Genomic DNA, 23247 nt, shown 5'->3' on the forward strand with positions numbered 1-23247 from the left:
CGGATTTTGCTTGTACTTAATTTTATGCTCATGCGATTTACAAGCACTCAGGCCCAGGCCTGCTTACTTGGTCAACTTTGACCAGATCTTCACGCTGCCGGCTTGCAAGCTGGCAGGGACATCGATGATGCGCTGGTTGGCACTGCCGCGAAATTGCAAGGTCAGATCCTTTTGCGCTTCTAAGAACCGCCCATCGACTAGAATATCCAGCAAGCTTAGCAATTCCAGCTTGTCGGCAGAATCCGCCTGCAGCTCATCCCAAGTATAACCTGTCCAGCTCCAAACGTCTTTGCTGTGGCCGAATTCTTGGCGCACCCGCTTGACCAGCTTCAAGCAAACTTGCGTGTTTAAGAACGGTTCGCCGCCTAACAGCGTTAAGCCTTGCACATATGATTGGCTGAGGTCTTTGATGATCTGATCTTCCAGCGCTTGGGTATAAGGCTTGCCATAGCGGAAATTCTGCGCAGCTTTGTTGTAGCAGCCCGGGCAATTGAACTTACACCCTGACACATATAAACTGCAGCGCACCCCTTCGCCATCCACGAAGTTGAACGCCTTATAATCAGCAATGTATTGTTGCGACAGATCTTTAGCCAGCCACTCACTGGGTTTGGGGTTGTTGGGTAACTTAACGGCGGCCTGCAATTGTTGGCCAGACAGATGTAATTGTTCAGACATGTCCACACTCCTCTATTCGCCTTTCATCATACCACATATAGCCTCTCATTCAACCAAAAAGCCGACCACCACAATATCTGGTAGTCGGCAATTTTTGATTATTCTGCATGCAAACCAATGTCGCGGCGATAGCCCAACTCACCCACCAACGGCGTTAAGCGTGCGTAGGCCTGCTTTTTGGCGGCGGCTAAGTCAGCGCCTGCCCCAATCACAGTGAAAATGCGGCCGCCATGCGCGGTCAAGCCGTTGGTGCCTTGGCGTACCCCGGCAGGCAGCCAATAAGTCCGCTGGGTGGCATCTGGCACGACCACCGGATAATCTTGACTGGTATCTGTTGGATAGCCGGGATTTGCGGCAACCACGCCGCAATAAGTTTGCCCATCCAAATGCAATTGTGGCGAGCGGCCAGCCAACAAGTCGACCACGATTTGATAGAAATCATTGGTGACTTGCGGCAACAGCACTTGGGTTTCCGGATCGCCAAAGCGCACGTTGTACTCCAAGATCTTCGGTCCCTCTGGCGTAAACATCAAGCCGACATACAAGACCCCGCAACCATTCAAGCCGTCTTGGACCATCCCCGCCAAGGTTTGTTCAACCAACTGGTGGGCTTGTTGGCGCTGGCTGTCACTAAATTGCGGCGCCGGGCTGATCGCCCCCATGCCGCCGGTATTAGGCCCGGCGTCTTGTTCAAAGCGCCGCTTATGGTCTTGAGCCAGCGGAAACATCACCGAAGCACTGCCATTAAACATCGCCAAAGCAGAAGCTTCTTGACCAGTCAGGCATTCTTCGATCACCACTGAAGCGTTAGGATGATCGGCATACAACGCATTGATCGCAGCTTGCGCGGCTTGCGTGGTTTTAGCCACCGTCACGCCTTTGCCGGCTGCCAATCCGTCGGCTTTGATCACCACTGGCGCGCCGTATTCGTCAAGCACTTGCAACGCCTCAACTTGGGTATGCACCACCGTCGCTTTCGCAGTGGGCAGTGCATGGCGCTGCATGAAGGCTTTGGCATATTGCTTGCTGGATTCCAGTTGGGCCAATGCTTGAGTCGGGCCAAAAACAGGCAGCCCGGCAGCTTCAAAGGCATCGACGATTCCTTTGGCCAATGGTGCTTCTGGCCCGATGAAGGTCAAGGCGACATCATCTTTGGCAAACTGCTTCAAACTGTCAAAATCATCTTCTGCCACTGGCAACACCGTCAAGCCCACAAGCGGCATGCCGGCATTACCCGGGGCGACATACACTTTAGCAACTTGCGGGGAGCGCAAGAACGCTTTGCCTAAAGCACTTTCGCGCGCGCCGCTGCCGACGATCAATACGTTGACCATGAACGATCCTTCTTTCCCTTGTTATTCGACTAGTGCCTGAAGTGGCGCACGCCGGTGGTGACCATGGCGATGCCATATTTGTTGGCCATGGCAATGGAATCTTTGTCGCGAATCGAGCCGCCTGGCTGAATGATGGCATGGATGCCATGCTTGGCCGCGTAATCGACACAATCATCCATTGGGAAGAAGGCATCAGAGGCCATCACTGCCCCGGCAAACTCAGGATTTTCTTGGGCTTGTTTCAAGGCGATTTCGACTGAACCGATCCGATTCATTTGCCCTGCCCCAATGCCTAACGTTTGACCGTCTTTGGCGATCACAATGGCGTTGGACTTAACGTGTTTCACCACTTGTTGGGCAAACAACAACGCCTTGATCTCAGCTTCCGTAGGCTTGGTTTCCGTCACAACGGTTAAGTCATCAGCAGTTTCAACCTTATCATCTGAAGTTTGGCGCAACAAGCCGCCAACCAGCGAAACAGATTCAACATGCGGCACTTCAGTGGCTGAAGCCAGCGGCACTTGCAAGATCCGCAAGTTCTTCTTCTTGGCCAAGATGTCATAAGCGTCATCATCAAAGCTTGGTGCCATCACGATTTCCAAGAACAATTCGTGCATCTTGGTGGCAGTGGCCAAATCAACGTTGCGATTTAAGGCGATGATCCCCCCGAAAATCGACATGGAATCAGCCGCATATGCTTTGTCCCAAGCCGCTTCAATGGTGTCTGCAGAACCGATCCCACATGGGTTCATGTGCTTAACGGCAACCACTGTCGGCTTGGTGAATTCATTGGCCATGGTCAGCGCAGCGTCAGCATCCTTAAAGTTGTTGTACGACAATTCCTTGCCATGCAGCTGCTTGGCATTGGCCAAACTCGACGCTGGCGCATCAGGGGCAGCGTAGAAGGCTGCTTGTTGATGAGAATTCTCGCCATAGCGCAGTGCTTGGCGCTTGGTGTAAGTTGGGGTGAAGGTTTCAGGAAACGGCTCCGGATCAAGATAAGCCGCGATTTGCGCGTCATAAGCAGCAGTCGTGGCAAAGATCTTCGCCGCTAATTGGCGGCGCAAATCAGCGTCATCGGCATCGATGCCGGCCAAAACTGCGGGATAATCGGCAGGATCAACCACGGCCCAGACACTGTCGCTGTTTTTGGCCGCGGCACGCAAGGCGCTGGGGCCGCCAATATCGATTTGCTCAATGGCTTCAGCGCGGGTCACGCCAGCTTGCTTAATGGTTTCGGCAAAAGGATACAAGTTCACACACACCACATCAACTGGTGTGATGTCGTGTTCTTGTAAAGCCGCCATGTGCGCCGGCAAATCCCGCCGCGCCAAGATCCCGGCGTGAATGCGCGGGTGCAGCGTCTTCACACGCCCGTCTAACATCTCTGGAAAGCCGGTGACTTCATCGACTGGCGTCACTGCCAAGCCGGCGTCTGCCAACACCTTGTGGGTGCCGCCTGTGGACACCAATTCAAAGCCGCGTTGGATCAAGCCTTGGGCAAATTCGACCAGGCCAGTTTTGTCAGAAACACTTAATAATGCACGTTTCAAGCTATCCGCTCCTTTATAATAAAGACTCTACCGTTTGAGGCAACAACTGATGCTCCACCGCATGGATCGCGGTTTCAAGTTCGGCTAAGGACATGCCTGAAGCGACCTTCACCGGTTCTTGGGCAATGATCTGTCCGGAATCGATGCCGGCATCGACATAATGGACCGTAACGCCAGTGACCTTGACCCCATACGCATAAGCGTCGGCGATCCCGCTGCGTCCCGGAAAACTCGGCAACAATGCCGGGTGCAAGTTAATGATCTGGTTGGGATAAGCGTCTAACAACGTCGGGCCGATGATCCGCATGAACCCCGCTAAGACGATTAAATCACAAGCTGGCAGCTGTGCCAATAGGGCAGTTTCAGCAGCAGCCTTATTGGGATAAGCGGTATAGTCGATCACAAGTGACTTGATGCCTACTTGCTTAGCCCGCTGTAAGACATAAGCGTCGGCATGATCACACACCAGCAATTCGATTTCAGCGCCATGTTGGCCGCCTTGAAAATACTCAGCCAAGGCTTGGAAATTGCTGCCATTACCAGACGCAAACACGATCAATTGTTTCATGCTTCCCTCCAGATCACCGCGTCAGCTTCACGCGGCACCACTGTTCCAATCACCTTGCTGTGGGGCGTTTGGGCAAGCACCGCTTGGGCGTGTTCTGGCGCCACGGCCAACACCATGCCTATGCCTAGGTTAAAGGTGCGCCGCATCGTCGCCAGACTCAATTCCCCGGCTTGTTGCAAACGGGTGAATAATTCCGGCCACTGCCATGCCGCCACATCAAATGCCGCCGCCAAATCAGCTGGCAGCATCCGCGGCACGTTATCTTCAAACCCGCCGCCGGTGATGTGCGCTGCGCCATGCACCAACCCCGCTTCGATCAGCGGCAGCACCGCTTTAACATAAATGCGCGTCGGAGCCAGCAAAGCAGTGGTGATTTCGGTGCCGTCTTTTAACGGCTGATTGCCCAAATTGGTTTCAGCCAGCAATTGGCGCACCAAGGAGAAACCATTGGAATGCACGCCAGTACTCGGCAGCCCGATCAAAACATCCCCTGCGGCAACGTGTTGCGGCAATAATTTCGTTTGATCGGCGACGCCAACCGCAAAGCCAGCTAAGTCATAATGGTGTTGGGGGTACATACCAGGCATTTCAGCGGTTTCCCCGCCGATCAAAGCCATCCCTGCCAAGCTGCAGCCATAAGCGATGCCGCGCACCACCGTCGCCACACGGTCTGGCACCAAAGCGTCAGTGGCCAAATAATCTAAGAAGAATAACGGCTTGGCGCCATCTGCCACTAAGTCATTGGCCACCATGGCTACTAAGTCGATGCCGATTGTGTCATGTTGATCACATTGCAAGGCCAGTAACAACTTGGTGCCGACGCCATCTGTTGCTGAAACCAACACCGGATTGGCCACTTGCGGCATTTTGTAAGCTGCGGCAAAGCCGCCTAGGTCGCCTAACACGTTGGCATCTTGCGTGGCTTTGGCCATTGGCGCAATGGCCGATACCACTGCGTTGCCGGCGTCGACGTCAACGCCGGCGGTTTTATAATCGAAACTCATGCCGATACCTCCGCAATGTTGATCTGTAATTTGGCCAGTTCTTGTTTTAAGGTTTGTTCATAATCATCTAAGCCAGTTGGATAGTCACCGGTGAAATATGCCACACACAAGCCGCCATTTGGCGCATCGGTGCTTAAGCCGACACTCTCTTCCAGCCCTTGTGTGGACAAGAAACCCAAAGAGTCGGCGCCAAGCAAATCGCGCATTTCACTAATGCTGTGATTGGCGGCCATTAATTCCTTAGTAGTTTGAATGTCGATACCGTAGAAACACGGGAAGCGCAACGGCGGGCTGGCGATACGCAGGTGCACTTCTTTGGCCCCGGCATCTTTAAGCAATTGCACCAGCTGAATGGCCGTGGTGCCGCGCACCAGCGAATCATCGACCAAGATCACCCGCTTGCCGCGCACCACTGGCAATACCGGCGACAACTTCATGCGGACACTGCGCTCGCGCAGTGCTTGGGTAGGTTGAATGAACGTCCGCGCAATGTATTGGGATTTGATCAAGCCCATTTCATAAGGGATCCCAGACGCGCGGGCATAGCCTAAAGCAGCAGACAAGGAGGAATTAGGCACCCCAACGACGATATCGCCGACTGCCGGTTGTTCTTTGGCTAAGCGCTCGCCCATTCTTACGCGGGCTTGATGCACTGACACGCCGTGGATCTCTGAATCAGGCCGGGCAAAATAAATATATTCCATCGAGCACACCGCCAGTTGGGTGTGCGTCGTGTAAGCTTCAACGTGCATGCCGGCATCGTCAATAATGATCAGCTGCCCGGGTTCGATGTCTTGGATAAACGTCGCCCCCACTGCGGTCAACGCCGCCGTTTCGCTGCACACGACAAACCCGCCAGAAGGCAATTGCCCCACCACCAGCGGCCGAAAGCCATTAGGATCCACCGCCGCGTATAAAGCGTGTTCTGTCAACAACTCAAAGGCAAAGCCGCCATGCACTTGATTAAGCGCTTCACACAGCTGCGCTTTGAACGTGGGCTGCTTGCTGCGGCGGATCAAGTGCATCAGCACTTCAGTATCTGAAGTGGACTGAAAAATTGCGCCAGATTGCTCCAATTTATCCCGCAAGCTCAACGCATTGGTCAAGTTGCCATTATGGGCCAACGCAATCGATTCATGGGTGAAGCGAAACAATAATGGCTGAATATTTTCTAAGATCCGCCCACCGGCTGTGGCATAGCGCACATGGCCCAGCGCAGCCGTGCCGGCTAACGCGCGAATGCTTTGCGGATCAGCAAAGACTTCCGACACCAAGCCAAAGCCGTAATGGCGATGCAAGCCGTGGTCGGTTAAGCCCACGATCCCGGCCCCTTCTTGGCCGCGATGCTGCAAAGTATGCAAACCCAAATGCGTCAAAGCCGCCGCGTGAGGATCACCCCACACCCCGAAAACGCCGCATTCTTCGTTTAAGCTTTTTACTTCAGCTGGCATGCCAGAGCCTCCTCTTGGATCTTGGCCAGTGTCTCAATGTTTGCATCAAGCACTTGGTCTTGTAATACCAAGCGCACCGCACCATCAGACACCATCCCGATTTGCGCCGCGCTGGTGCCCATCATTTGTTCAAATTCAAGGCGCAATTCAGCTGGCACCGTCGCTACAAAGCGGCCTTGCGTTTCACTGAACAACTGCGCTGGCGAAAGCGTGGTTTCGCCGATCACCCCTAGGCGATTAGCGGCACCCATTTCGATCAAAGCGGCGCCTAAGCCGCCATCAGACAAATCATGACAAGCATTGACCAAGTGCGCGCGGATCGCTTTAAGCATCAGGTCTTGGGTGGCTTTTTCACTAGCCAGATCAAAGCCGCTTAAGCGTCCCGCATAAGTGCCGGTTTGCAGATACTGCAAACTTGAACCATTGTAATCATCGCCGGTCGCCCCGATCAGATAAACCAAATCGCCTGCTTGTTTAAAGGCCACCGTGGTGATGGCTTGCAAGTCTTCGATTAAGCCAACCATGCCGATCATTGGCGTGGGATGAATGCCGACCCCAGAAGTTTCGTTGTATAAGGAAACGTTACCTGAAATCACCGGAGTGTTGAAAACCTTGGTTGCTTCCACGATCCCTGCGGCAGATTCTTGCAATTCGTAATACACTTCCGGCTTGCTTGGATCGCCATAGTTCAAACAATCGGTGATCCCCAGCGGTTCAGCACCGGTAGCAACAAGGTTGCGCGCCGCTTCAGCCACGGTGATCGCCCCGCCAAGCTTGGGATCAAGCGCCAACAAGCGGCCGTTAGAATCCGCCGTCATTGCCAAAGCCCGATGGGTGCCGCGCACCCGGATCACCCCTGCATCGCCGCCTGGGGCGATCACGGTGTTGGTTTGCACCTGGGCATCATAGCGCTTGAATAAATGGCGCTTTGAAGCGATGTTAGGCAAAGCCAACAGCGCCTTAAGCGTCGCGGTCACATCAGCAACTTCCGGGACAAAATCTGCCGCCGGATGCGCCAAGCGCGCCGGTTGTTTAGGCGTGGTGGTGTAAATTGGCACATCATCGGTCAACAAGCTGACCGGAATATCGCACACCACTTCACCATGATGCAGCAAGCGGTATTGATGGCCGGCTTCAACGCGGCCGCACACCACGGCATCCAGTTCATAGCCGGCAAACAAGTCTAAGATTTCTTGCTCATGACCGGCTTTGATACATAACAGCATCCGTTCTTGTGATTCAGACAACATGATCTCAAACGGCGTCATGCCAGGTTCGCGTTGTGGGATCAAGTCCAGATCCATCGTCATGCCAAAGCCGGCTTTGCTGGCCATTTCTGCAGAACTGGAAACCAAACCTGCCGCACCCATATCTTGAATACCGACTAATGCGTCTTTGTGCTCGCGCGTCACTTCCAAGCATGCATCAGTGAGCAGCTTTTCCATAAACGGATCGCCAACTTGCACCGCCGAGCGATCCGCGTCTTCATCGTCTTTGAATTGCGCCGAAGCGAAGCTGGCCCCGTTGATGCCGTCGCGCCCGGTTTTGGCACCGACATAGATGATGGCATTGCCGACCCCGGCCGCTTTGCCTTTTTGGATGTCTTTTTCATCCATCACGCCAACACACATCGCGTTGACTAAGGGGTTGAGTTGATATGACGCATCGAATTGGATCTCGCCGCCGATGGTAGGGATCCCAATGGCGTTGCCATAACCGCCAATACCGGCCACCACTTGATCGATCAAATTCTTGTTATGCGCGTCAAACGTCGTGCCAAAAGCCAGCGAATCTAAGCTTGCCACCGGCTTGGCACCAATGGAGAAAATATCGCGGATGATCCCGCCGATGCCAGTTGCGGCACCTTCATAAGGTTCCACGGCGCTGGGATGGTTATGCGATTCCGCTTTGAAAACCACGGCTTTGCCTTCACCGATCCTAATCACCCCAGCACCTTCACCAGGCCCCATCAACACGCGGTCATTCTTGGTCCAGAAAGTCTTTAAGATCGGCTTGGAATACTTGTAAGAACAGTGTTCGCTCCACATGCCTGACTGCAAACCCACTTCGGTATAATTCGGCAAGCGGCCTAAGCGTTCGGCAAACAAATCGTATTCAGCTTCACTCAACCCTAAGTTCAAATATGGCTTGTCGGTTTTGATCTGTTCTGGCGTTGGTTCAGTTTGCAACATGAGCGGCTCCTTTCGTGGCTTCGATCAAGCTGGCAAAAACACCTAATCCGTCGGTGCCGCCAAGCAAGGTTTCCACTGCGCGTTCCGGGTGCGGCATCATACCTAACACATTGCCGCGAGCATTGGTCAAGCCGGCAATGTCGTTGCGGCTGCCGTTAGGGTTATGCACATAGCGAAACACCACTTGCTGGTTGGCTTCGATTTGGGCCAAGGTTTCATCATCAGCGTAATAATTGCCTTCGCCATGCGCGATCGGCAGACTGATGGTTTGCCCTGCTTGATATTGGTTGGAGAAGGCCGTGGTGTTATTGACCACCACCAACGGTTCTGGTTCGCAAATGAATTCAAGGCTGGTGTTCCATTGCAAGGCCCCTGGCAACAAGCCGGCTTCCGTCAAGATCTGAAAGCCGTTGCAAATGCCCAGCACATACCCGCCAGCTTCAGCAAAAGCCTTCAAAGCCGTCATGACCGGCGCAAATTTGGCAATCGCGCCGCTGCGCAGATAATCACCATAAGAAAAGCCGCCTGGTACTAACACCAGATCATAGCCATCCAGGCTGGTCGCGTTAGCCGAAACTTTAGTCGCATCTTGCCCGGCGATTTCGCCAACTGCCCATAACAGATCATCATCGCAATTGGAGCCAGGAAAGCTTAAGACGGCTGCTTTCATGCAGAAACCTCCTCTAAGGTGAAGCGGTATGCTTCCATGTTGACATTGGCCAGCATCTGATCGCATAACTGATCAACTTGCTGCTCGACTGCGGCTTTGTCGCCTGTCAACAACACTTCGAAGTATTTGCCAACGGTGACGTCTTTGACGTTGTCTTGGCCAAGCCGGCTCAAGGTGTTCTTGATCACTTCGGCTTTAGGGTCTAGGACACTTGGCTTGTAGTTAACGAAGATCTTGGCTTTATACATGTTGGACTCCTTCTTTCAAGCGAGCGAGGACAGAAGCATACACAGGCGTCAGCGGCCCTTGGTCTTTGCGGAAAACGTCTTTATCTAATGACTTGCCGCTTTCTTCATCGACTAAGCGCATGTTATCTGGGGACAATTCATCGGCTAACACCAAGGTGCCATCAGCCAAGCGGCCAAATTCCAACTTGAAATCAACTAACTTGATGCCAATGGCTTCAAAACGCGCTTTGAGGTAGGCATTGACTTGATCTGACAACTGATGGATCGCAGCAATCGTGGCTTTATCCGCATAGCCTAACGCAATGGCTTGTTCGTCGTTGATAAACGGATCGTCCAAGGCGTCTGACTTGTAGAAGAATTCATGCACCGCCGGATCTAACGCCATCAAATGCGCAACTTGGAATTTGCGCTCAAAGCTGCCGCTGGCATAGTTGCGTACCACCGCTTCAAGCGGAATCATGGTGCATTTCTTAACCAGCATCGTGGTCTCATCCAAAGTCTTGAGATAATGCGTCGGGATCGTGGTTTGGTTGAGTTCTTCAAACAACAAGCTGGAGATCTGACGGTTGAGTTTGCCTTTGCCGTCGATTTGGACCTTCTTCTTGCCATTTAACGCCGTGGCTTGATCCATGTATTCGACCCATAACACTTGCGGGTCATCTGTGGCATACATCGTTTTGGCCTTACCGGTATACAGCAGTTCTGTCTTCTCCACTAGTCTTTCTCCTCCAATTGCACCTGTTTAAGTAACGTGTCCACATCTTCGCCCAGCACGGTGAGATGGCCCATTTTGCGTTGTGGGCGGATCTGCGCTTTGCCATAATCGTGCATGTGCCATTCAGGATGATGCGGCCAAGCTTGCCGCGCCAAGGTGAGGTCAGCGCCTAACAAATTGCGCATCACTGCCGGCTGCAGCTGCTTGATCTCAGGAATCGGCAAGCCGCAAATGCTTAAGATATGCGCGTCAAATTGCGAAAAGTTGCACGCTTCGATCGAATAATGGCCGGAATTATGGGGACGCGGCGCCAGCTCATTGACCAAGATCTGATCTGGCGTTTCAAACATCTCAATGCCTAACACCCCGCGCAGATCCAACGCCTCAGCAATCGTCGTCGCCAACTCGCTGACTTGCTGCTGCAAGGCGGCACTAACGCCTTGCGCCGGGGCGATGGTGGTATGCAAGATATGGTCTTGATGCCGATTCTCCACTACCGGGAAAATGCGCACGGCATCGTTACCGTCGCGGGTGACCATCACTGACAATTCGCGTTGGAACACCACGCGCCGTTCAAGAATACATGGGCCTTGAGCCGCCAATTGCTGACCTTGAGCAAAGTCAGCCTCAGAATTGATGTCGAGTTGGCCATGACCGTCATAGCCGCCAGTGGTCGTCTTAAGGATGGCTGGCATCCCGACTTGCGCCACAGCATCAACCAGCGCTTGGGCATCTGGTACCGCGGCAAAAGCGGCTGTAGGAATGCCGTGATCTTGCAAAAACGTCTTCTCGCTGATGCGCTGGCGAGTCAGCGCCAACAAGCGCGTGCCTTGAGGTAATTCGGCAAAAGCTTGCGCCTGCTTAAGGGCCGCTAAGTCGACATTCTCAAATTCATAAGTCAACACATCGCTGCGCTTGGCCAATTGCATCAATGCCTCAACATCAGCGTATTCGCTTTGAATCTGAAAGTCGGCCACTTGCGCTGCAGGCGCGCTTGGCGTCGGGTCTAAGACGCCGACGGTATAGCCCATTTGTTTGGCGCTTTGGGCCAGCATCCGGCCGAGTTGACCGCCGCCGACGATGCCGATCGTCGCTGGTGGGACGATGGTTTTAATCATCGAGCAAGGCCTCGCTTTCTGTCGCTTTGCGGGTTTGTTCAGCGCGAAAAGCGGCTAATGATGCAGCCACTTGACCGTCAGTGACTGCCAAGATGCTGGCAGCAAACAACGCACTGTTGGTGGCACCGGCTTCACCAATGGCCATAGTGCCCACTGGTACGCCGCCAGGCATTTGCACGATCGACAGTAACGAATCTAGCCCGTTTAATGTTCGGGTTTTGACTGGAACCCCGATCACCGGCACCGTGGTATTTGCCGCCAACATTCCAGGTAAATGCGCAGCCCCACCAGCACCTGCAATAATCACCGCAATGCCATTGCTGCGTGCCGACTTGCCAAACTCTGCCAGTGCATCAGGCATCCGATGCGCCGAGATCACGTGCTTTGTGTACGGGATCGCCAGTGCTTCTAACTGCTTGGCAGCCAACTGCATCGTCGGCCAATCCGAGCTGGATCCCATCACGATTGCCACTTTCAAACTCGTCACCCGCTTTCTTATGATATTTGTAGTCTAGCACGCGTTCTCGCCAAAAACAACCCGTTTTACGCACGAAATGCCATTGAATTAATTGTAATGTTCGTGTTTTGACAAAAATCAATGCATGACAAAGCCGCTGGGAGATTTTCCACAGCGGCTGACATCGATAATGTTCGGTTAATGACAAAAGCATCGGATTCGCCTTAGTCATATTCGCAAATTATGGGCAGTGGTCCATGTGGTTTATTCAAGTCGTTGACAGCTTGAGTTGTCCGACCCGATCACGATACTTAACACCAAAGTTTTGCTGGACTGCTTTCTACCACCAATTTTGTCATCTCGATACTTGCAAGGAGTCCAGCATAGCTATGCATAACAGCAGAACAGTCACCCTACCCTCAAATCAGATGATTGGCCACAAACGGCCGGCTTACATCCATTGAGTGGAGGACAGGCATTGCGTAGGCGCGCGGGGCAAGCGTCGGTCAGGCCGTGAAACGATCAGTGCAGAAAGACAAGCGGGCTTTGCTTGTCTTTCTGCACTGATCGCGGCAAGAATCGAGACGGGCTGGTGAGCGCAGCGAGCGCCTGGCTCGATTCTTAGGTGGAAAACGCGCGATTTTCAGCGCGGTTAGAACCGGCCGCACCGCCTGCGCCGACGCTTGCCCCGCGCGCCGAAGCAATGCCTGTCCGGGCCTAGGCCAAGACGTGAATCCGCGCTTTTTACGCTGTGGTCTTCGTCGAGCTGCGCAGCCCAACGCGGCGTGATATAAGTCGTGACGCCAATTGGGCATAAACCGCCCAACTGTCATCCCGCCTTATATCCACCGCTAAGTGCGGGCTGCTCCGCTCTGGGGACACAAAAAAACCGCCTGCATTTGCAGACAGCTTTTCTTGATTTTACTTGGTGAATTCTTCAACCAACTTCTTGTTATCGTCGTTGGTCTCGGATTCGTTGATGGCTTTGTCAACCAAAGCCTTCATGTCTGCAGTCGACAGCTTCTTCATGAGGCTGCGGACCTTTAAGACACTGGTAGCGGACATGGAGTATTCATCCAAGCCCATCCCTAACAACAACGGTACCATGATCGGGTCGCCAGCGGCTTCCCCACACATGCCGGCCCACTTGCCTTCGGCGTGGGCGGAATCGATGACGTGCTTAACTAAGCGCAAAATCGACGGGTTGTATGGCTGATACAGGTACGACACATGTTCGTTCCCGCGGTCAGCAGCCATGGTGTATTGGATCAAGTCGTTGGTGCCAATGGAGAAGAAGTCAACGTGCTTGGCAAATTGATCAGCCAAAACAGCAGCGGCTGGGATCTCCATCATCATCCCGAGTTCGATATCGTCGGCAACTTTAACGCCGTCGGCAACCAGCTTGGCCTTTTCTTCTAAGAAGATGGCTTTGGCGGCTTCGAATTCTGGAACAGTGGCGATCATTGGGAACATGATCCCCAACTTGCCGAATGCACTGGCCCGCAACAAAGCCCGCAATTGCGTGCGGAAAATGTCATCGCGGTCCAATGAGATCCGAATCGCCCGATAACCCAAGAATGGGTTCTGTTCTTCAGGTAATGGCAGGTATGGCAAGTGCTTATCGCCGCCGATATCCATCGTACGAACAACCACTTGCTTAGGACTCATGGTTTCCAAGACCTTCTTGTAGGCCTCGAATTGGTCATCTTCAGTCGGCAATTCGCTGGAGTCCATATATAAGAACTCAGAACGATACAAACCGATTGCTTCAGCGCCGTTGTCCACCACACCATCAAGGTCTTTAGGCGTGCCGATGTTGGCGGCGATGGTGAAGTGCTTGCCATCAGCAGTCAACGTTTCGGCAGACTTCAAGGTTGCCCATTCTGCCTTTTGTGCGGCATAATCAGCTGCTTCTTGCTTTGAAGCGGCGATTTGTTCAGCACTCGGCTCAACGGTGACATCCCCAGTCAAGCCGTCAACAGTCAGCATCTGACCTTCCTTGACGTCTTGGGTGATGGATTGGGTCCCAACTACCGCTGGGATTTCCAATGAGCGTGCCATAATCGCACTGTGCGCCGTGCGACCGCCAATATCAGTAACGAAGGCTTTAACGTACTTTGCATTCAACTGCGCAGTATCACTTGGCGTCAAGTCGTGGGCAACCACGATGACTTCAGAATCGATCAAAGCCGGAGATGGCAATGAACGGCCTAACAAGTGTGCCAAAACACGCGTGGTGACGTCGCGGATATCTGCGGCGCGTTCTTGCATGTACGGGTTATCCGTCATGGCTTCAAACATCGCGACAAACGTGTCAGCGACATTCTTTAAGGCTGCTTCTGCATTGATCGCATCATCTTTGATTTTGCTTTCAATGGCACCGGTGAATTCTGGGTCGGCTAAGATCATCATGTGTGCGTCGAAGACTTGTGCTTCTTCTTCGCCTAAGGATTCTGCCGCTTTATCACGGATCAGCTTCAAGTCGCTGGTACTTTGCTCTAGCGCAGAATGCAGACGCTGAACCTCAGCGTCTGCATCCTTAATAGAAGTCTGATCAAATGACAAGTCAGGTTGCACCAACATGTAGGCCTTCGCAGTAGCGATGCCATCACTAGCGGCGATCCCTTTGAGTTGCTTTGTCATTAGTCAGAGAGGCCTTCCTTCTTCATGGTTTCTTCGATAGCGTCGATGGCTTCTTTCTCATCAGCGCCTTCAGCGGAGATGGTCACATCAGCACCTTGGCCAACACCCAAAGACATCACGCCCATGATGGACTTCAAGTTAACGCTCTTGCCCTTGTATTCCAAGTTAATGTCGGCGTTGAACTTGCTTGCGGCTTGTACCAGAAGGGTTGCCGGACGTGCGTGGATACCTGTTTCTGCAATAACATTAAATTCGCGTTTTTCCATGAGTAATCTGCTCCTTCGTCATTTAAAAAAATTTTAGCCGAATAGAATGAACACATTCTATCTCCTGTAAACCTTACCATTATTCCGTTTCCACGACAAGTCTTAATCGTCTTGAATTGGCCGATAATGATAGGTAATGGCGCCTAAGCGCCCTGCGGTGCCGACGATCTCTTTGCGCGCGGGATAATTGGTCCATGCCGCACGGAAAGCATTGAAGGTCTCTGGGGTGATCTCGATTTGAGACAACTCCCCTGACCGCAGTTGATCCATCATCTGCGTGTAGTCTGGATCCAAATAGTTGCCCCCTTTCGTCCTACTGCTTTACAATAGCATTAAGGACGTGATCAAGCAACTAAAAAGCCGCACCAGCAAAGGCTGAACGCAACTTTTTAGCACTCTTAGGGCTAGAGTGCTTGCATTTTGGAAATAGCCGAGTATACTGAGCTTTGGTCAGTGAAGGTCAGTAACCTAAGCTTCACTACAAATAGCCACAGCTCTTGGTTGTGGAAAGAAAGGTCGTGACAATATGCTTTGTGAGAACTGTCATCAGAATCCAGCAACGATCCACTTATATACCAGCGTCAATGGTACGAAACAAGAGATCAACCTTTGCCAAAACTGTTACCAGCAGTTGAAGCAACAAGCAGGAGGCAGAATGCAACCAACCAATGCAAATGATCCGTTCGGCTTTAACAGCCTTGACGACATTTTCAAGGCGATGAGCCAAGGAATGGATCAACAAAACCCACAACAGCAACAAACGCCACCGACACAAGCCGGCAACAACGGTGGCGGCGGCAATCGTCGCAACAATGGCAACTCTGTGCTCGGCCAATTCGGTGTCAACTTGACTGCCAAAGCCAAAGCCGGTGAAATCGACCCTGTGATCGGCCGCGATGGTGAAATCGCCCGGGTCATCGAGATCTTAAACCGCCGCACCAAGAACAACCCGGTTTTGATCGGGGAAGCCGGGGTCGGCAAAACGGCGGTCGTTGAAGGCTTGGCCTTGAAGATCGCCAATGGTGACGTCCCTGTCAAGCTTCAAGACCGGCAAGTCATTCAACTGGATGTCGTGTCTTTGGTTCAAGGTACCGGGATCCGCGGTCAATTCGAACAGCGGATGCAACAACTGCTCAACGAATTGAAGAACAGCCCTGACACCATTTTGTTCATTGATGAAATCCATGAAATCGTCGGTGCCGGCAACGCTGAAGGCGGCATGGATGCCGGCAACGTCTTAAAGCCAGCCTTGGCGCGTGGCGAACTGCAGCTGGTCGGTGCCACTACCAACAATGAATATCGTCAAATCGAAAAAGACGCCGCCTTGGCTCGCCGTTTGCAGCCAGTGACGGTTGATGAACCAAGCCCAGAAGAAACCATCGAGATCTTGCATGGCATTCAGAAGCGCTACGAAGACTTCCATCACGTGAAGTACACCGAAGACGCCATTCAAGCGGCGGTCAACTTGTCTAACCGCTACATCCAAGATCGCTATCTGCCAGACAAGGCCATTGACTTGCTTGACGAATCCGGCTCCAAGAAGAACTTGACCATTCAAGTCGTTGACCCTAAAGCCTTGAAAGCCAAAATCGACGATGCCGAAAAGCAGAAGCAAGCCGCTTTGAAGCAAGAAGACTATGAGAAAGCCGCCTTCTACCGCGATCAAGTCAACAAACTTGAGCAAATGCAGAAGGAACAAGCCGACGCTGACAAAGCTGACACGCCTACCGTCACCGAAAAAGACATGGAAAAGATCGTCGAGCAGAAAACCAACATCCCAGTTGGCGAACTCAAGGCCCAAGAGCAGCAACAGCTCAAAGACCTTGGCCCGCACCTCAAAGCCAATGTCATCGGCCAAGACAACGCCGTCAACAAAGTGGCGCGCGCCATTCGCCGCAACCGCATCGGCTTCAACAAAACCGGCCGCCCGATCGGCAGTTTCTTATTTGTCGGCCCGACTGGGGTCGGCAAGACGGAATTAGCCAAGCAATTGGCTAAGGAACTCTTTGGCTCCCAAGAAGCGATGATCCGCTTTGACATGTCCGAATACATGGAGAAATTCTCGGTGTCCAAGCTCATCGGTTCGCCTCCAGGCTATGTGGGCTATGAAGAAGCTGGCCAATTGACTGAACAAGTCCGCCGCAATCCTTATAGCCTGATCTTGTTAGATGAAATCGAGAAGGCCCACCCAGATGTCATGAACATGTTCTTGCAGATCTTGGATGACGGGCGCTTGACTGATAGCCAAGGCCGCACGGTATCCTTCAAAGACACGATCATCATCATGACTTCCAACGCCGGCTCCACCGACGCGGAAGCCAACGTGGGCTTTGGTGCATCGCTTAACGGCACGCAACACTCTGTGCTTAATCAGTTAGGCAACTACTTCAAGCCGGAATTCCTGAATCGTTTCGATGATATCGTGGAATTCAAGTCTTTGACCAAGCCTGATTTGATGAAGATCGTTGGCTTGATGATCGCTGATACTAACGCCAACATTCATGACCAAGGCTTGACCATCAAAGTCACCGATCCGGTCAAAGAGAAGTTAGTTGAGCTCGGTTATGATCCTGCCATGGGCGCTCGCCCGTTGCGGCGGGTCATTCAAGAACAAATCGAAGATCGAGTAGCAGATTACTACCTCGATCATCCTAAGGCTACCGCTTTGGAAGCGCGGATCGCCAATGGTGAAATCGCCATTTCCGAACCTGCTGCTGAATAACCTTCAACCACGCATATCTTTGATATGCGTGGTTTTTTTGGCTTCGTAACGGGATTTGGTCATTATGTGGGGATTTTTTATGCAGGTTGTTGCCGCGCTTGTTGCCTGGATGCGCTAGAATTGGGGTTGAGCCAATAGTAAGCGCTCCCAATCTACAATGAGCTGAGCGGCGGGGCATGCCGCTCCTATGTTTCGGGCAAAACGTGTTATAATTATCGTAAGACAAGAAAGCGGCAACAGTGAAAGGATGTGTTTGGCGATGCGATTGATCGATATCACCAACAGCTACCCGCATCTGGTAGCGCAGCAGTTAGCACACACGGATACTCAGTATGTGAAAGTCTATTCTCTCGGTGCCACCACGGTGGTTTACACCCAGGCACCGACACATGATGAATTGTTGTTCACCAATGAAACGCGCAACGTTCAAGACCAAGAGTTGCGCTTCACCTTACAGAAGTTGACCGGCGTCAGTCTGGAAGACGTGACCGTCGTACGGGGGCCAAAGTTAGCTGAGATCTCCTTGAACTCGCAGCAACGCGCTTCCGAAATGTAGATCCCTATTGGAGTTTTGCCCATGAGTTTGCTTACGCGCATCAAAACCTGGCTTGCTGCGACCACCGCCAAACCGGTGCGTCGGGCTGGTTCTTTGAAACATCCCCATGAACCCGCCCCATCGCGGCCCGATTCTCGCCTTGATCCCTCACCTCACAAAGTTCATGACCTGCCGCCTGCTACTGGTATGGTCGACACCCGGGTCCAAGTGCGCGTCTATTATCAAAATGTCACTTCGCATGTTAACTTGCATGACCCGATCACCTTGCATGGTCACACTGGCGATCCCTTGCCGATTACTTGGCAGGTGATCGCAGGTTTTGTGTTGACTGAAATCAGAAATTTTACCCAAGTTTTCCCGGCCAATAACCAAGTGATTTGGTGTGGCTACACCCCACGCGTGGCTGGTCCGGTGATCGTTTATCATCGCGACAGCAATGGCCATTTATTGCAGGTGCCTGAACTCTTGCAAGGCGTGTTGAATCAAAGCTATACGGCACAAGCTTTGCCAGAGTTTGCCGAACATGTTGTGGGGCCAACCACTCAATCTGGTATGTTCACCCAAGCAGCGCAGAGTCTGCGCTTTTCTTACAATCTGACGCCGCTTGAAAGCGGTCAATTGCCAGACGACGCTTTCATTCAACTGCAAACGGCCAAACTCGCCTATCCTCAACCGCTGGCTGGCGCACCTTATGCCAGTCAGCTGCCGGCGCACACCTATTGGCGCGTCTACGCGGTGATGCGTGATACGTTAAATCACACCGTGTGGTTTAACGTCGGCGGCAGCCAATGGATCACCGCCGACGCCACCACCGGCGTGGCCTCAGATCCTTATTTGCCAGACCCAACGCCATTGGCTTTGCCGCATCAATTATTTGCCAGTGACGAACAAAGTGTGCACCTAACCGGCACTGTTTTAGGCGACGCCACGGTGTGGGCAGAACCTTATGGTCAAATGCATGAAGCCCGCCTGCTTGAAGGCACCGCGGTGACCATCAACACTGTTGTCACCTTGACCAATGGTGCTGTGTGGTATCAAGTGGCATCCGGCGGTTATGTGTTGGCTACTTTCATCACCATCGACCAAAGCGGCCACACGCCTGCTCAACCGCAACTGCGCTAATCACCTCATATGAGTACTCGAGGCTGAGACATAAAGCGCTGTTAGCCACTCGCACAAGCGCCCAGGTACCACGATTCTGCACTTTGAATCGCGGTATCTGGGCGTTTGTGTGACATGGCGTTGCTTTATGTCTGGCGACTATGGGGATTATGTCCCATTCCCGTTTGTGTTTCTTACAAAAAAAGCCACCGCAATGGCGGTGGCAAGGGTGACCCTTATTTGGCGTAGAATGGAACGGCGCCTTCAATGGCTTCAGCCAAATCTTCACTGTATGGCGCAATGGTCAAGCCCAGCTCTGGATCGGTGCCGAACTCTTTAGCCAGCAGCCCTAATTGATCAAAGAATTCGTCTTGATCATCGCGTTGCGGCATATCCAACACGAGAAACAGCGACTGTTCATCGCCCATAGTCAAGGTGCGCAGCCAAGCACGCTGCACCTGACCGTCAGCAACGAATTTATCGACCCATGCTTCAAGCAGGCCATCTGGCGCTTTGAGGCCGTCGCCGATATGCACTGGCGTATCAGCCGCTTCTTGGCGTTGTTGGGCTTGGTGATGCAAATCAACCAAGCTTTCGCGATCCATGGTGATGTTATCTTCGAAAGGATTGATCACCGCGCCGGCAACATCTTCATTGCCGCCAACCAAACGTACCAAATCCGTGAAGTCCACGGCGATTGGGACACTTTGATCGACAGTTTCTTGATTGCCGTTATCTTGCCACTGATTCAACAGCGTTTGCGCCGCTTGCCAATCCGTGAAGAACGGCTGGAATGTTTTGTCGTCAGCCCCGGTCAATAGCGGAAACTGTAATTCAACATTCTGGTTGAAGTCCAAGTGCCCATCTTTGGTCAGCGGGATCTCAGTCTTGCTCATGCCAAAAGTGATCAAGTTGGCATGTTCGATCAACTCTTCTAAGAACGCACTCATATTCGCATCATCTTGCTTCAGCGAAAATGTGCGCCACAAGCCTAACAGATCATCATTGGTGACTTGATGCACTGGATTAACATTGTTGTCATGTGCAGCGTCGTCATCTTGTTGGTTACCAAAATTAAAAATAGCCATGCGATTTATCCTCCTGAAGCTTACAGTTTAGCAGTCAATGTCACATCTGGATATTTATCAGCGAACCAGCGCAAAGCGTATTGGTTCTCAAACAAGAACAGCGGTGCATCGTGCACGTCTTTGACCAACAAATTACGGGAGCTGGACATCTTCTCATCAAGCTGCTCAGGATCGATCCAGCGCGCCACCCGGCTGCCGATCGGCGTCATTTCGACTTCAGAATTATATTCATTCTGCATCCGGAACTTGAACACTTCAAACTGCAGCTGCCCTACAGCCCCTAAGATGTAATCGTTGGTCGAATAAGTCCGGTACAATTGCACCGCTCCTTCTTGCACCAATTGTTGCATCCCTTTATGAAAAGACTTCTGCTTCATTACGTTCTTGGCGGTCACCCGCATAAACAGCTCAGGCGTAAACTGCGGCAAGGCTTCGTATTCAACCGGCTGCTTGCCGGCGTAGATCGTGTCGCCGATCTGGAAGTTGCCGGTATCGTACAACCCCACGATATCACCAGCCACCGCTGATTGCACCGCTTCGCGCGAATCAGACATGAATTCCGTGGCGTTGTTCAACCGCAACGGCTTGCCGGTTCGCGCTAAGGTCACATCCATGCCGCGGGTGAACTCGCCGGCACCGATGCGGACAAAGGCGATCCGATCGCGGTGCTGCGGATTCATGTTGGCTTGGATCTTGAACACAAACCCTGAGAAATCTGACGCCGTCGGCAGTACCACACTGCCGTCTTGCATGGTATGCGGGCCTGGTTCAGGCGCCATTTCAACGAAATGCTTCAAGAACGTCTCGACGCCGAAATTCGTCAGCGCTGAGCCGAAAAACACCGGTGTCTGGTCGCCAGCCATGATCTTCTTGAGATCATATTGGTTACCGGCATCATTCAACAATTCGATATCGGACAAAGTGTCGCGGTAAATGGATTCATTGGCAATGGGCTCGCTAGGGTCCAAATGGCCTTGCGCATCCAATGGCAAGAAGCGTTCGCCGGCTTCGTTCTCGCGGTACAGCTCGATTTGCGGGTCCACGCGATCATATAAACCGACCAAGCCTTTACCCATGCCCATCGGCCAGTTCATCGCATAGCCTTCGATCCCCAGCAATTCTTCCAACTCGGCGATCAGATCCAACGGCTCGCGGCCGTCACGATCCAATTTGTTCATAAAGGTGAAAATCGGGATCCCGCGCTGCTTAACGACTTTGAACAGTTTCTTGGTTTGCGCTTCGATCCCTTTGGCCGAGTCGATCACCATCACCGCAGCATCGACGGCCATCAAGGTCCGATAAGTGTCTTCTGAGAAATCTTCATGCCCTGGCGTATCCAAGATATTGATGCGTTTGCCGGCATAAGAAAATTGCATCACGGAACTCGTCACCGAGATCCCGCGCTGCTTTTCAATGGCCATCCAGTCAGATTTGGCATAATGCCCGGACTTCTTGGCTTTAACTGTCCCGGCTTCGCGGATCACCCCGCCAAATAACAGTAATTGTTCAGTGATCGTCGTTTTACCAGCATCTGGGTGAGAGATGATGGCAAAGGTCCGGCGCTTAGCGACTTCTTCTTGCAATGCTTGAGGTTTCATAAATTTCCTTTCACGCGTTTCTATAGCCCAATCGGCTCACGAAAAAAAGTCCCAGCCACAACATGCACTGGAACGTGGTCAGTATATTATTATAGAGAAGTCAAGGCGTCGCGTCTAGACCTAAGCGCTGAAGCCGTTGACGATGACATCCCCCAAGTATTCAGCCAGTTGCGCCTGACCTGCTTCAACAGCCACGCCTTCAGCCGTCACCTTCAGCGACAACTCGCCAATTTGAGCAGTGATCACCGTGTTTTGTTGCGGGATCGCACTTTGATAAGCGGCTTGGGCTTGTTGCACCATGGCAAAGAAATTCACCACTCGCAAGGTGTTGCTAAAGTCGCCGGTGACCACCGCCTCCCCTTGGGTGTAGGTGGCAATGCGAAAGGCTTCAAAGGCGGTCACATCCACATCGGCGATTTTAAGCAGTTGGGTGCGTTGGGCGTCTAACTCGGCTAAAGCCGCGTTGGCGTCAACATGGGCCATGTTGGTAATGCCAATCAAATTGCCCAATGGCATGTTATGATAATCGCGGTTGTGGTGGCTGAGATATTGGGTGATCGGCTCAAGGCCTAAAAGTTGGATCCTGCTCATATAAAGTTCCTCCTGAATGATGCTTGCTGTTAACTCTAATCGATTTCAATTAGTTTTGCAATGATTTTGCCATTTAGTCTGGGCAGTTCGTGCTATACTAAATGCAATATCATGAGAAAACGGTGATCCATATGGAAATCAGAACGACAACTCGTATTACCAGCGCCACTTATCAAGATGCCTTGGCCATTCGCCAGAACGTCTTTGTTAAGGAACAACATGTTGATCCAGCCTTGGAAGTTGATGCTAACGAAGCCAAGTGCACGTATTTCGTGGCCTACGAAGCCGGCTTGCCGATCGGCTGCGGCCGTTTGCTGCCGGAAGACTATGGCTATCACATTCAGCGCGTCGCCGTGGAGAAAGCCTTTCGCCATCGCGGAGTCGGTGCGGCCTTATTGAAGGCGATGCGGACTTTTGCCAGTGAAGTCCAAGCGCCGGAACTGCGCTTGGATGCGCAACTGCAAGCCGTTGGGTTCTACAAAGCGTTAGGCTACACGCCCACTGATCGGCCAGTCTTTGAAGAAGCCGGGATTCAACACCAACAGATGCATTTGTTGTTAAAGTAAAGTAAGCACCTAATAACAGACCGCCTATCCCTCTCAATTGCCAAGCGGTATCATGACCTCATCATAAGAATGGTGAGGTATTTATATGGACGAAGATCAACCCGAGATTGTTCGTATCAAGTTGGACG

General features: G+C 52.4%; 22 protein-coding genes. 4 read left to right on the forward strand and 18 right to left on the reverse strand.

What is annotated here, in order from left to right:
- Window positions 1–63: 63 nt before the first annotated feature.
- From nrdG to ACGG90_RS05855, 15 genes are all read right to left on the reverse strand, one after another.
- Window positions 64–678, reverse strand: coding sequence for an anaerobic ribonucleoside-triphosphate reductase activating protein (gene nrdG, locus ACGG90_RS05785; protein ID WP_390406977.1), 615 nt, complete (start codon window positions 676–678; stop codon window positions 64–66).
- Between the two features lie 98 nt (window positions 679–776).
- Window positions 777–2012 carry a phosphoribosylamine--glycine ligase gene (purD, locus tag ACGG90_RS05790; RefSeq protein WP_390406980.1) on the reverse strand — a complete coding sequence of 412 codons (1236 nt, stop codon included), beginning with the start codon at window positions 2010–2012 and terminating at the stop codon, window positions 777–779.
- 29 nt (window positions 2013–2041) lie between these two features.
- The gene (gene purH / locus ACGG90_RS05795) at window positions 2042–3565 is read right to left on the reverse strand and encodes a bifunctional phosphoribosylaminoimidazolecarboxamide formyltransferase/IMP cyclohydrolase (protein WP_390406983.1); all 1524 of its coding nucleotides are present in this window, start codon (window positions 3563–3565) and stop codon (window positions 2042–2044) included.
- A gap of 13 nt (window positions 3566–3578) precedes the next feature.
- Window positions 3579–4133 carry a phosphoribosylglycinamide formyltransferase gene (gene purN / locus ACGG90_RS05800; RefSeq protein WP_390406985.1) on the reverse strand — a complete coding sequence of 185 codons (555 nt, stop codon included), beginning with the start codon at window positions 4131–4133 and terminating at the stop codon, window positions 3579–3581.
- Window positions 4130–5137: a phosphoribosylformylglycinamidine cyclo-ligase gene (purM, locus tag ACGG90_RS05805; protein ID WP_390406988.1), complete on the reverse strand. Its 1008-nt coding sequence runs from the start codon at window positions 5135–5137 to the stop codon at window positions 4130–4132. Before purM ends, purN begins: the two co-directional genes overlap by 4 nt.
- Window positions 5134–6588, reverse strand: coding sequence for an amidophosphoribosyltransferase (purF, locus tag ACGG90_RS05810; RefSeq protein ID WP_390406991.1), 1455 nt, complete (start codon window positions 6586–6588; stop codon window positions 5134–5136). The genes purM and purF overlap by 4 nt, the downstream gene beginning before the upstream one ends.
- On the reverse strand, window positions 6573–8780 hold the full coding sequence (purL, locus tag ACGG90_RS05815) for a phosphoribosylformylglycinamidine synthase subunit PurL (RefSeq protein ID WP_390406993.1): 2208 nt from the start codon (window positions 8778–8780) through the stop codon (window positions 6573–6575). Before purL ends, purF begins: the two co-directional genes overlap by 16 nt.
- Window positions 8767–9450 carry a phosphoribosylformylglycinamidine synthase subunit PurQ gene (purQ, locus tag ACGG90_RS05820; RefSeq protein WP_390406995.1) on the reverse strand — a complete coding sequence of 228 codons (684 nt, stop codon included), beginning with the start codon at window positions 9448–9450 and terminating at the stop codon, window positions 8767–8769. The genes purL and purQ overlap by 14 nt, the downstream gene beginning before the upstream one ends.
- Window positions 9447–9698 carry a phosphoribosylformylglycinamidine synthase subunit PurS gene (purS, locus tag ACGG90_RS05825; RefSeq protein WP_390406998.1) on the reverse strand — a complete coding sequence of 84 codons (252 nt, stop codon included), beginning with the start codon at window positions 9696–9698 and terminating at the stop codon, window positions 9447–9449. Before purS ends, purQ begins: the two co-directional genes overlap by 4 nt.
- Window positions 9691–10413 carry a phosphoribosylaminoimidazolesuccinocarboxamide synthase gene (purC, locus tag ACGG90_RS05830; RefSeq protein WP_390407001.1) on the reverse strand — a complete coding sequence of 241 codons (723 nt, stop codon included), beginning with the start codon at window positions 10411–10413 and terminating at the stop codon, window positions 9691–9693. Before purC ends, purS begins: the two co-directional genes overlap by 8 nt.
- Window positions 10413–11531, reverse strand: coding sequence for a 5-(carboxyamino)imidazole ribonucleotide synthase (purK, locus tag ACGG90_RS05835; RefSeq protein ID WP_390407004.1), 1119 nt, complete (start codon window positions 11529–11531; stop codon window positions 10413–10415). Before purK ends, purC begins: the two co-directional genes overlap by 1 nt.
- The gene (gene purE, locus ACGG90_RS05840; protein ID WP_390407007.1) at window positions 11524–12009 is read right to left on the reverse strand and encodes a 5-(carboxyamino)imidazole ribonucleotide mutase; all 486 of its coding nucleotides are present in this window, start codon (window positions 12007–12009) and stop codon (window positions 11524–11526) included. Before purE ends, purK begins: the two co-directional genes overlap by 8 nt.
- 900 nt (window positions 12010–12909) lie before the next feature.
- Window positions 12910–14631 carry a phosphoenolpyruvate--protein phosphotransferase gene (gene ptsP, locus ACGG90_RS05845; protein WP_390407009.1) on the reverse strand — a complete coding sequence of 574 codons (1722 nt, stop codon included), beginning with the start codon at window positions 14629–14631 and terminating at the stop codon, window positions 12910–12912.
- Window positions 14631–14897: a phosphocarrier protein HPr gene (locus ACGG90_RS05850; protein ID WP_390407012.1), complete on the reverse strand. Its 267-nt coding sequence runs from the start codon at window positions 14895–14897 to the stop codon at window positions 14631–14633. The genes ptsP and ACGG90_RS05850 overlap by 1 nt, the downstream gene beginning before the upstream one ends.
- Before the next feature lie 102 nt (window positions 14898–14999).
- A complete protein-coding gene (locus ACGG90_RS05855) occupies window positions 15000–15191 on the reverse strand; it encodes a hypothetical protein (RefSeq protein WP_390407015.1) in 192 nt (63 codons plus the stop codon).
- 232 nt (window positions 15192–15423) lie between these two features.
- Here ACGG90_RS05855 and ACGG90_RS05860 point away from each other — a divergent pair, with 232 nt between their 5' ends.
- The 3 genes from ACGG90_RS05860 (at window position 15424) to ACGG90_RS05870 (ending at window position 19297) form a co-directional block, all read left to right on the forward strand.
- Window positions 15424–17619: an ATP-dependent Clp protease ATP-binding subunit gene (locus ACGG90_RS05860; protein ID WP_390407017.1), complete on the forward strand. Its 2196-nt coding sequence runs from the start codon at window positions 15424–15426 to the stop codon at window positions 17617–17619.
- 259 nt (window positions 17620–17878) lie between these two features.
- Window positions 17879–18175 carry a DUF1827 family protein gene (locus tag ACGG90_RS05865; protein WP_390407020.1) on the forward strand — a complete coding sequence of 99 codons (297 nt, stop codon included), beginning with the start codon at window positions 17879–17881 and terminating at the stop codon, window positions 18173–18175.
- Between the two features lie 21 nt (window positions 18176–18196).
- Window positions 18197–19297: a MucBP domain-containing protein gene (locus ACGG90_RS05870; RefSeq protein ID WP_390407022.1), complete on the forward strand. Its 1101-nt coding sequence runs from the start codon at window positions 18197–18199 to the stop codon at window positions 19295–19297.
- A 215-nt stretch (window positions 19298–19512) separates the two neighbouring features.
- Here the strand turns inward: ACGG90_RS05870 and ACGG90_RS05875 are convergent, their stop codons facing one another.
- From ACGG90_RS05875 to ACGG90_RS05885, 3 genes are all read right to left on the reverse strand, one after another.
- Window positions 19513–20364: an SseB family protein gene (locus tag ACGG90_RS05875; RefSeq protein ID WP_390407025.1), complete on the reverse strand. Its 852-nt coding sequence runs from the start codon at window positions 20362–20364 to the stop codon at window positions 19513–19515.
- A 20-nt stretch (window positions 20365–20384) separates the two neighbouring features.
- A complete protein-coding gene (locus ACGG90_RS05880) occupies window positions 20385–21962 on the reverse strand; it encodes a peptide chain release factor 3 (RefSeq protein WP_390407028.1) in 1578 nt (525 codons plus the stop codon).
- Window positions 21963–22082: 120 nt separating this feature from the next.
- The gene (locus ACGG90_RS05885) at window positions 22083–22553 is read right to left on the reverse strand and encodes a hypothetical protein (protein WP_390407030.1); all 471 of its coding nucleotides are present in this window, start codon (window positions 22551–22553) and stop codon (window positions 22083–22085) included.
- Between the two features lie 131 nt (window positions 22554–22684).
- On the opposite strand from ACGG90_RS05885, the gene ACGG90_RS05890 reads away from it, so the two are divergent.
- Complete coding sequence (locus ACGG90_RS05890; RefSeq protein ID WP_390407043.1) at window positions 22685–23119, forward strand: GNAT family N-acetyltransferase; 435 nt, start codon at window positions 22685–22687, stop codon at window positions 23117–23119.
- Window positions 23120–23247: the final 128 nt, after the last annotated feature.

The organism is Lacticaseibacillus jixiensis (assembly GCF_042847315.1).
Classification (GTDB): domain Bacteria; phylum Bacillota; class Bacilli; order Lactobacillales; family Lactobacillaceae; genus Lacticaseibacillus; species Lacticaseibacillus jixiensis.

Excerpts from the sequence above, each read along its gene's own strand:
- nrdG (WP_390406977.1), bottom strand. The coding sequence starts at position 678 with ATGTCTGAACAATTACATCTGTCTGGCCAACAATTGCAGGCCGCCGTT.
- purD (WP_390406980.1), bottom strand. The coding sequence starts at position 2,012 with ATGGTCAACGTATTGATCGTCGGCAGCGGCGCGCGCGAAAGTGCTTTA.
- purN (WP_390406985.1), bottom strand. The coding sequence starts at position 4,133 with ATGAAACAATTGATCGTGTTTGCGTCTGGTAATGGCAGCAATTTCCAA.
- purM (WP_390406988.1), bottom strand. The coding sequence starts at position 5,137 with ATGAGTTTCGATTATAAAACCGCCGGCGTTGACGTCGACGCCGGCAAC.
- purF (WP_390406991.1), bottom strand. The coding sequence starts at position 6,588 with ATGCCAGCTGAAGTAAAAAGCTTAAACGAAGAATGCGGCGTTTTCGGG.
- purL (WP_390406993.1), bottom strand. The coding sequence starts at position 8,780 with ATGTTGCAAACTGAACCAACGCCAGAACAGATCAAAACCGACAAGCCA.
- purQ (WP_390406995.1), bottom strand. The coding sequence starts at position 9,450 with ATGAAAGCAGCCGTCTTAAGCTTTCCTGGCTCCAATTGCGATGATGAT.
- purS (WP_390406998.1), bottom strand. The coding sequence starts at position 9,698 with ATGTATAAAGCCAAGATCTTCGTTAACTACAAGCCAAGTGTCCTAGAC.
- purK (WP_390407004.1), bottom strand. The coding sequence starts at position 11,531 with ATGATTAAAACCATCGTCCCACCAGCGACGATCGGCATCGTCGGCGGC.
- ptsP (WP_390407009.1), bottom strand. The coding sequence starts at position 14,631 with ATGACAAAGCAACTCAAAGGGATCGCCGCTAGTGATGGCATCGCTACT.
- ACGG90_RS05850 (WP_390407012.1), bottom strand. The coding sequence starts at position 14,897 with ATGGAAAAACGCGAATTTAATGTTATTGCAGAAACAGGTATCCACGCA.
- ACGG90_RS05860 (WP_390407017.1), top strand. The coding sequence starts at position 15,424 with ATGCTTTGTGAGAACTGTCATCAGAATCCAGCAACGATCCACTTATAT.
- ACGG90_RS05865 (WP_390407020.1), top strand. The coding sequence starts at position 17,879 with ATGCGATTGATCGATATCACCAACAGCTACCCGCATCTGGTAGCGCAG.
- ACGG90_RS05870 (WP_390407022.1), top strand. The coding sequence starts at position 18,197 with ATGAGTTTGCTTACGCGCATCAAAACCTGGCTTGCTGCGACCACCGCC.
- ACGG90_RS05875 (WP_390407025.1), bottom strand. The coding sequence starts at position 20,364 with ATGGCTATTTTTAATTTTGGTAACCAACAAGATGACGACGCTGCACAT.
- ACGG90_RS05880 (WP_390407028.1), bottom strand. The coding sequence starts at position 21,962 with ATGAAACCTCAAGCATTGCAAGAAGAAGTCGCTAAGCGCCGGACCTTT.
- ACGG90_RS05885 (WP_390407030.1), bottom strand. The coding sequence starts at position 22,553 with ATGAGCAGGATCCAACTTTTAGGCCTTGAGCCGATCACCCAATATCTC.
- ACGG90_RS05890 (WP_390407043.1), top strand. The coding sequence starts at position 22,685 with ATGGAAATCAGAACGACAACTCGTATTACCAGCGCCACTTATCAAGAT.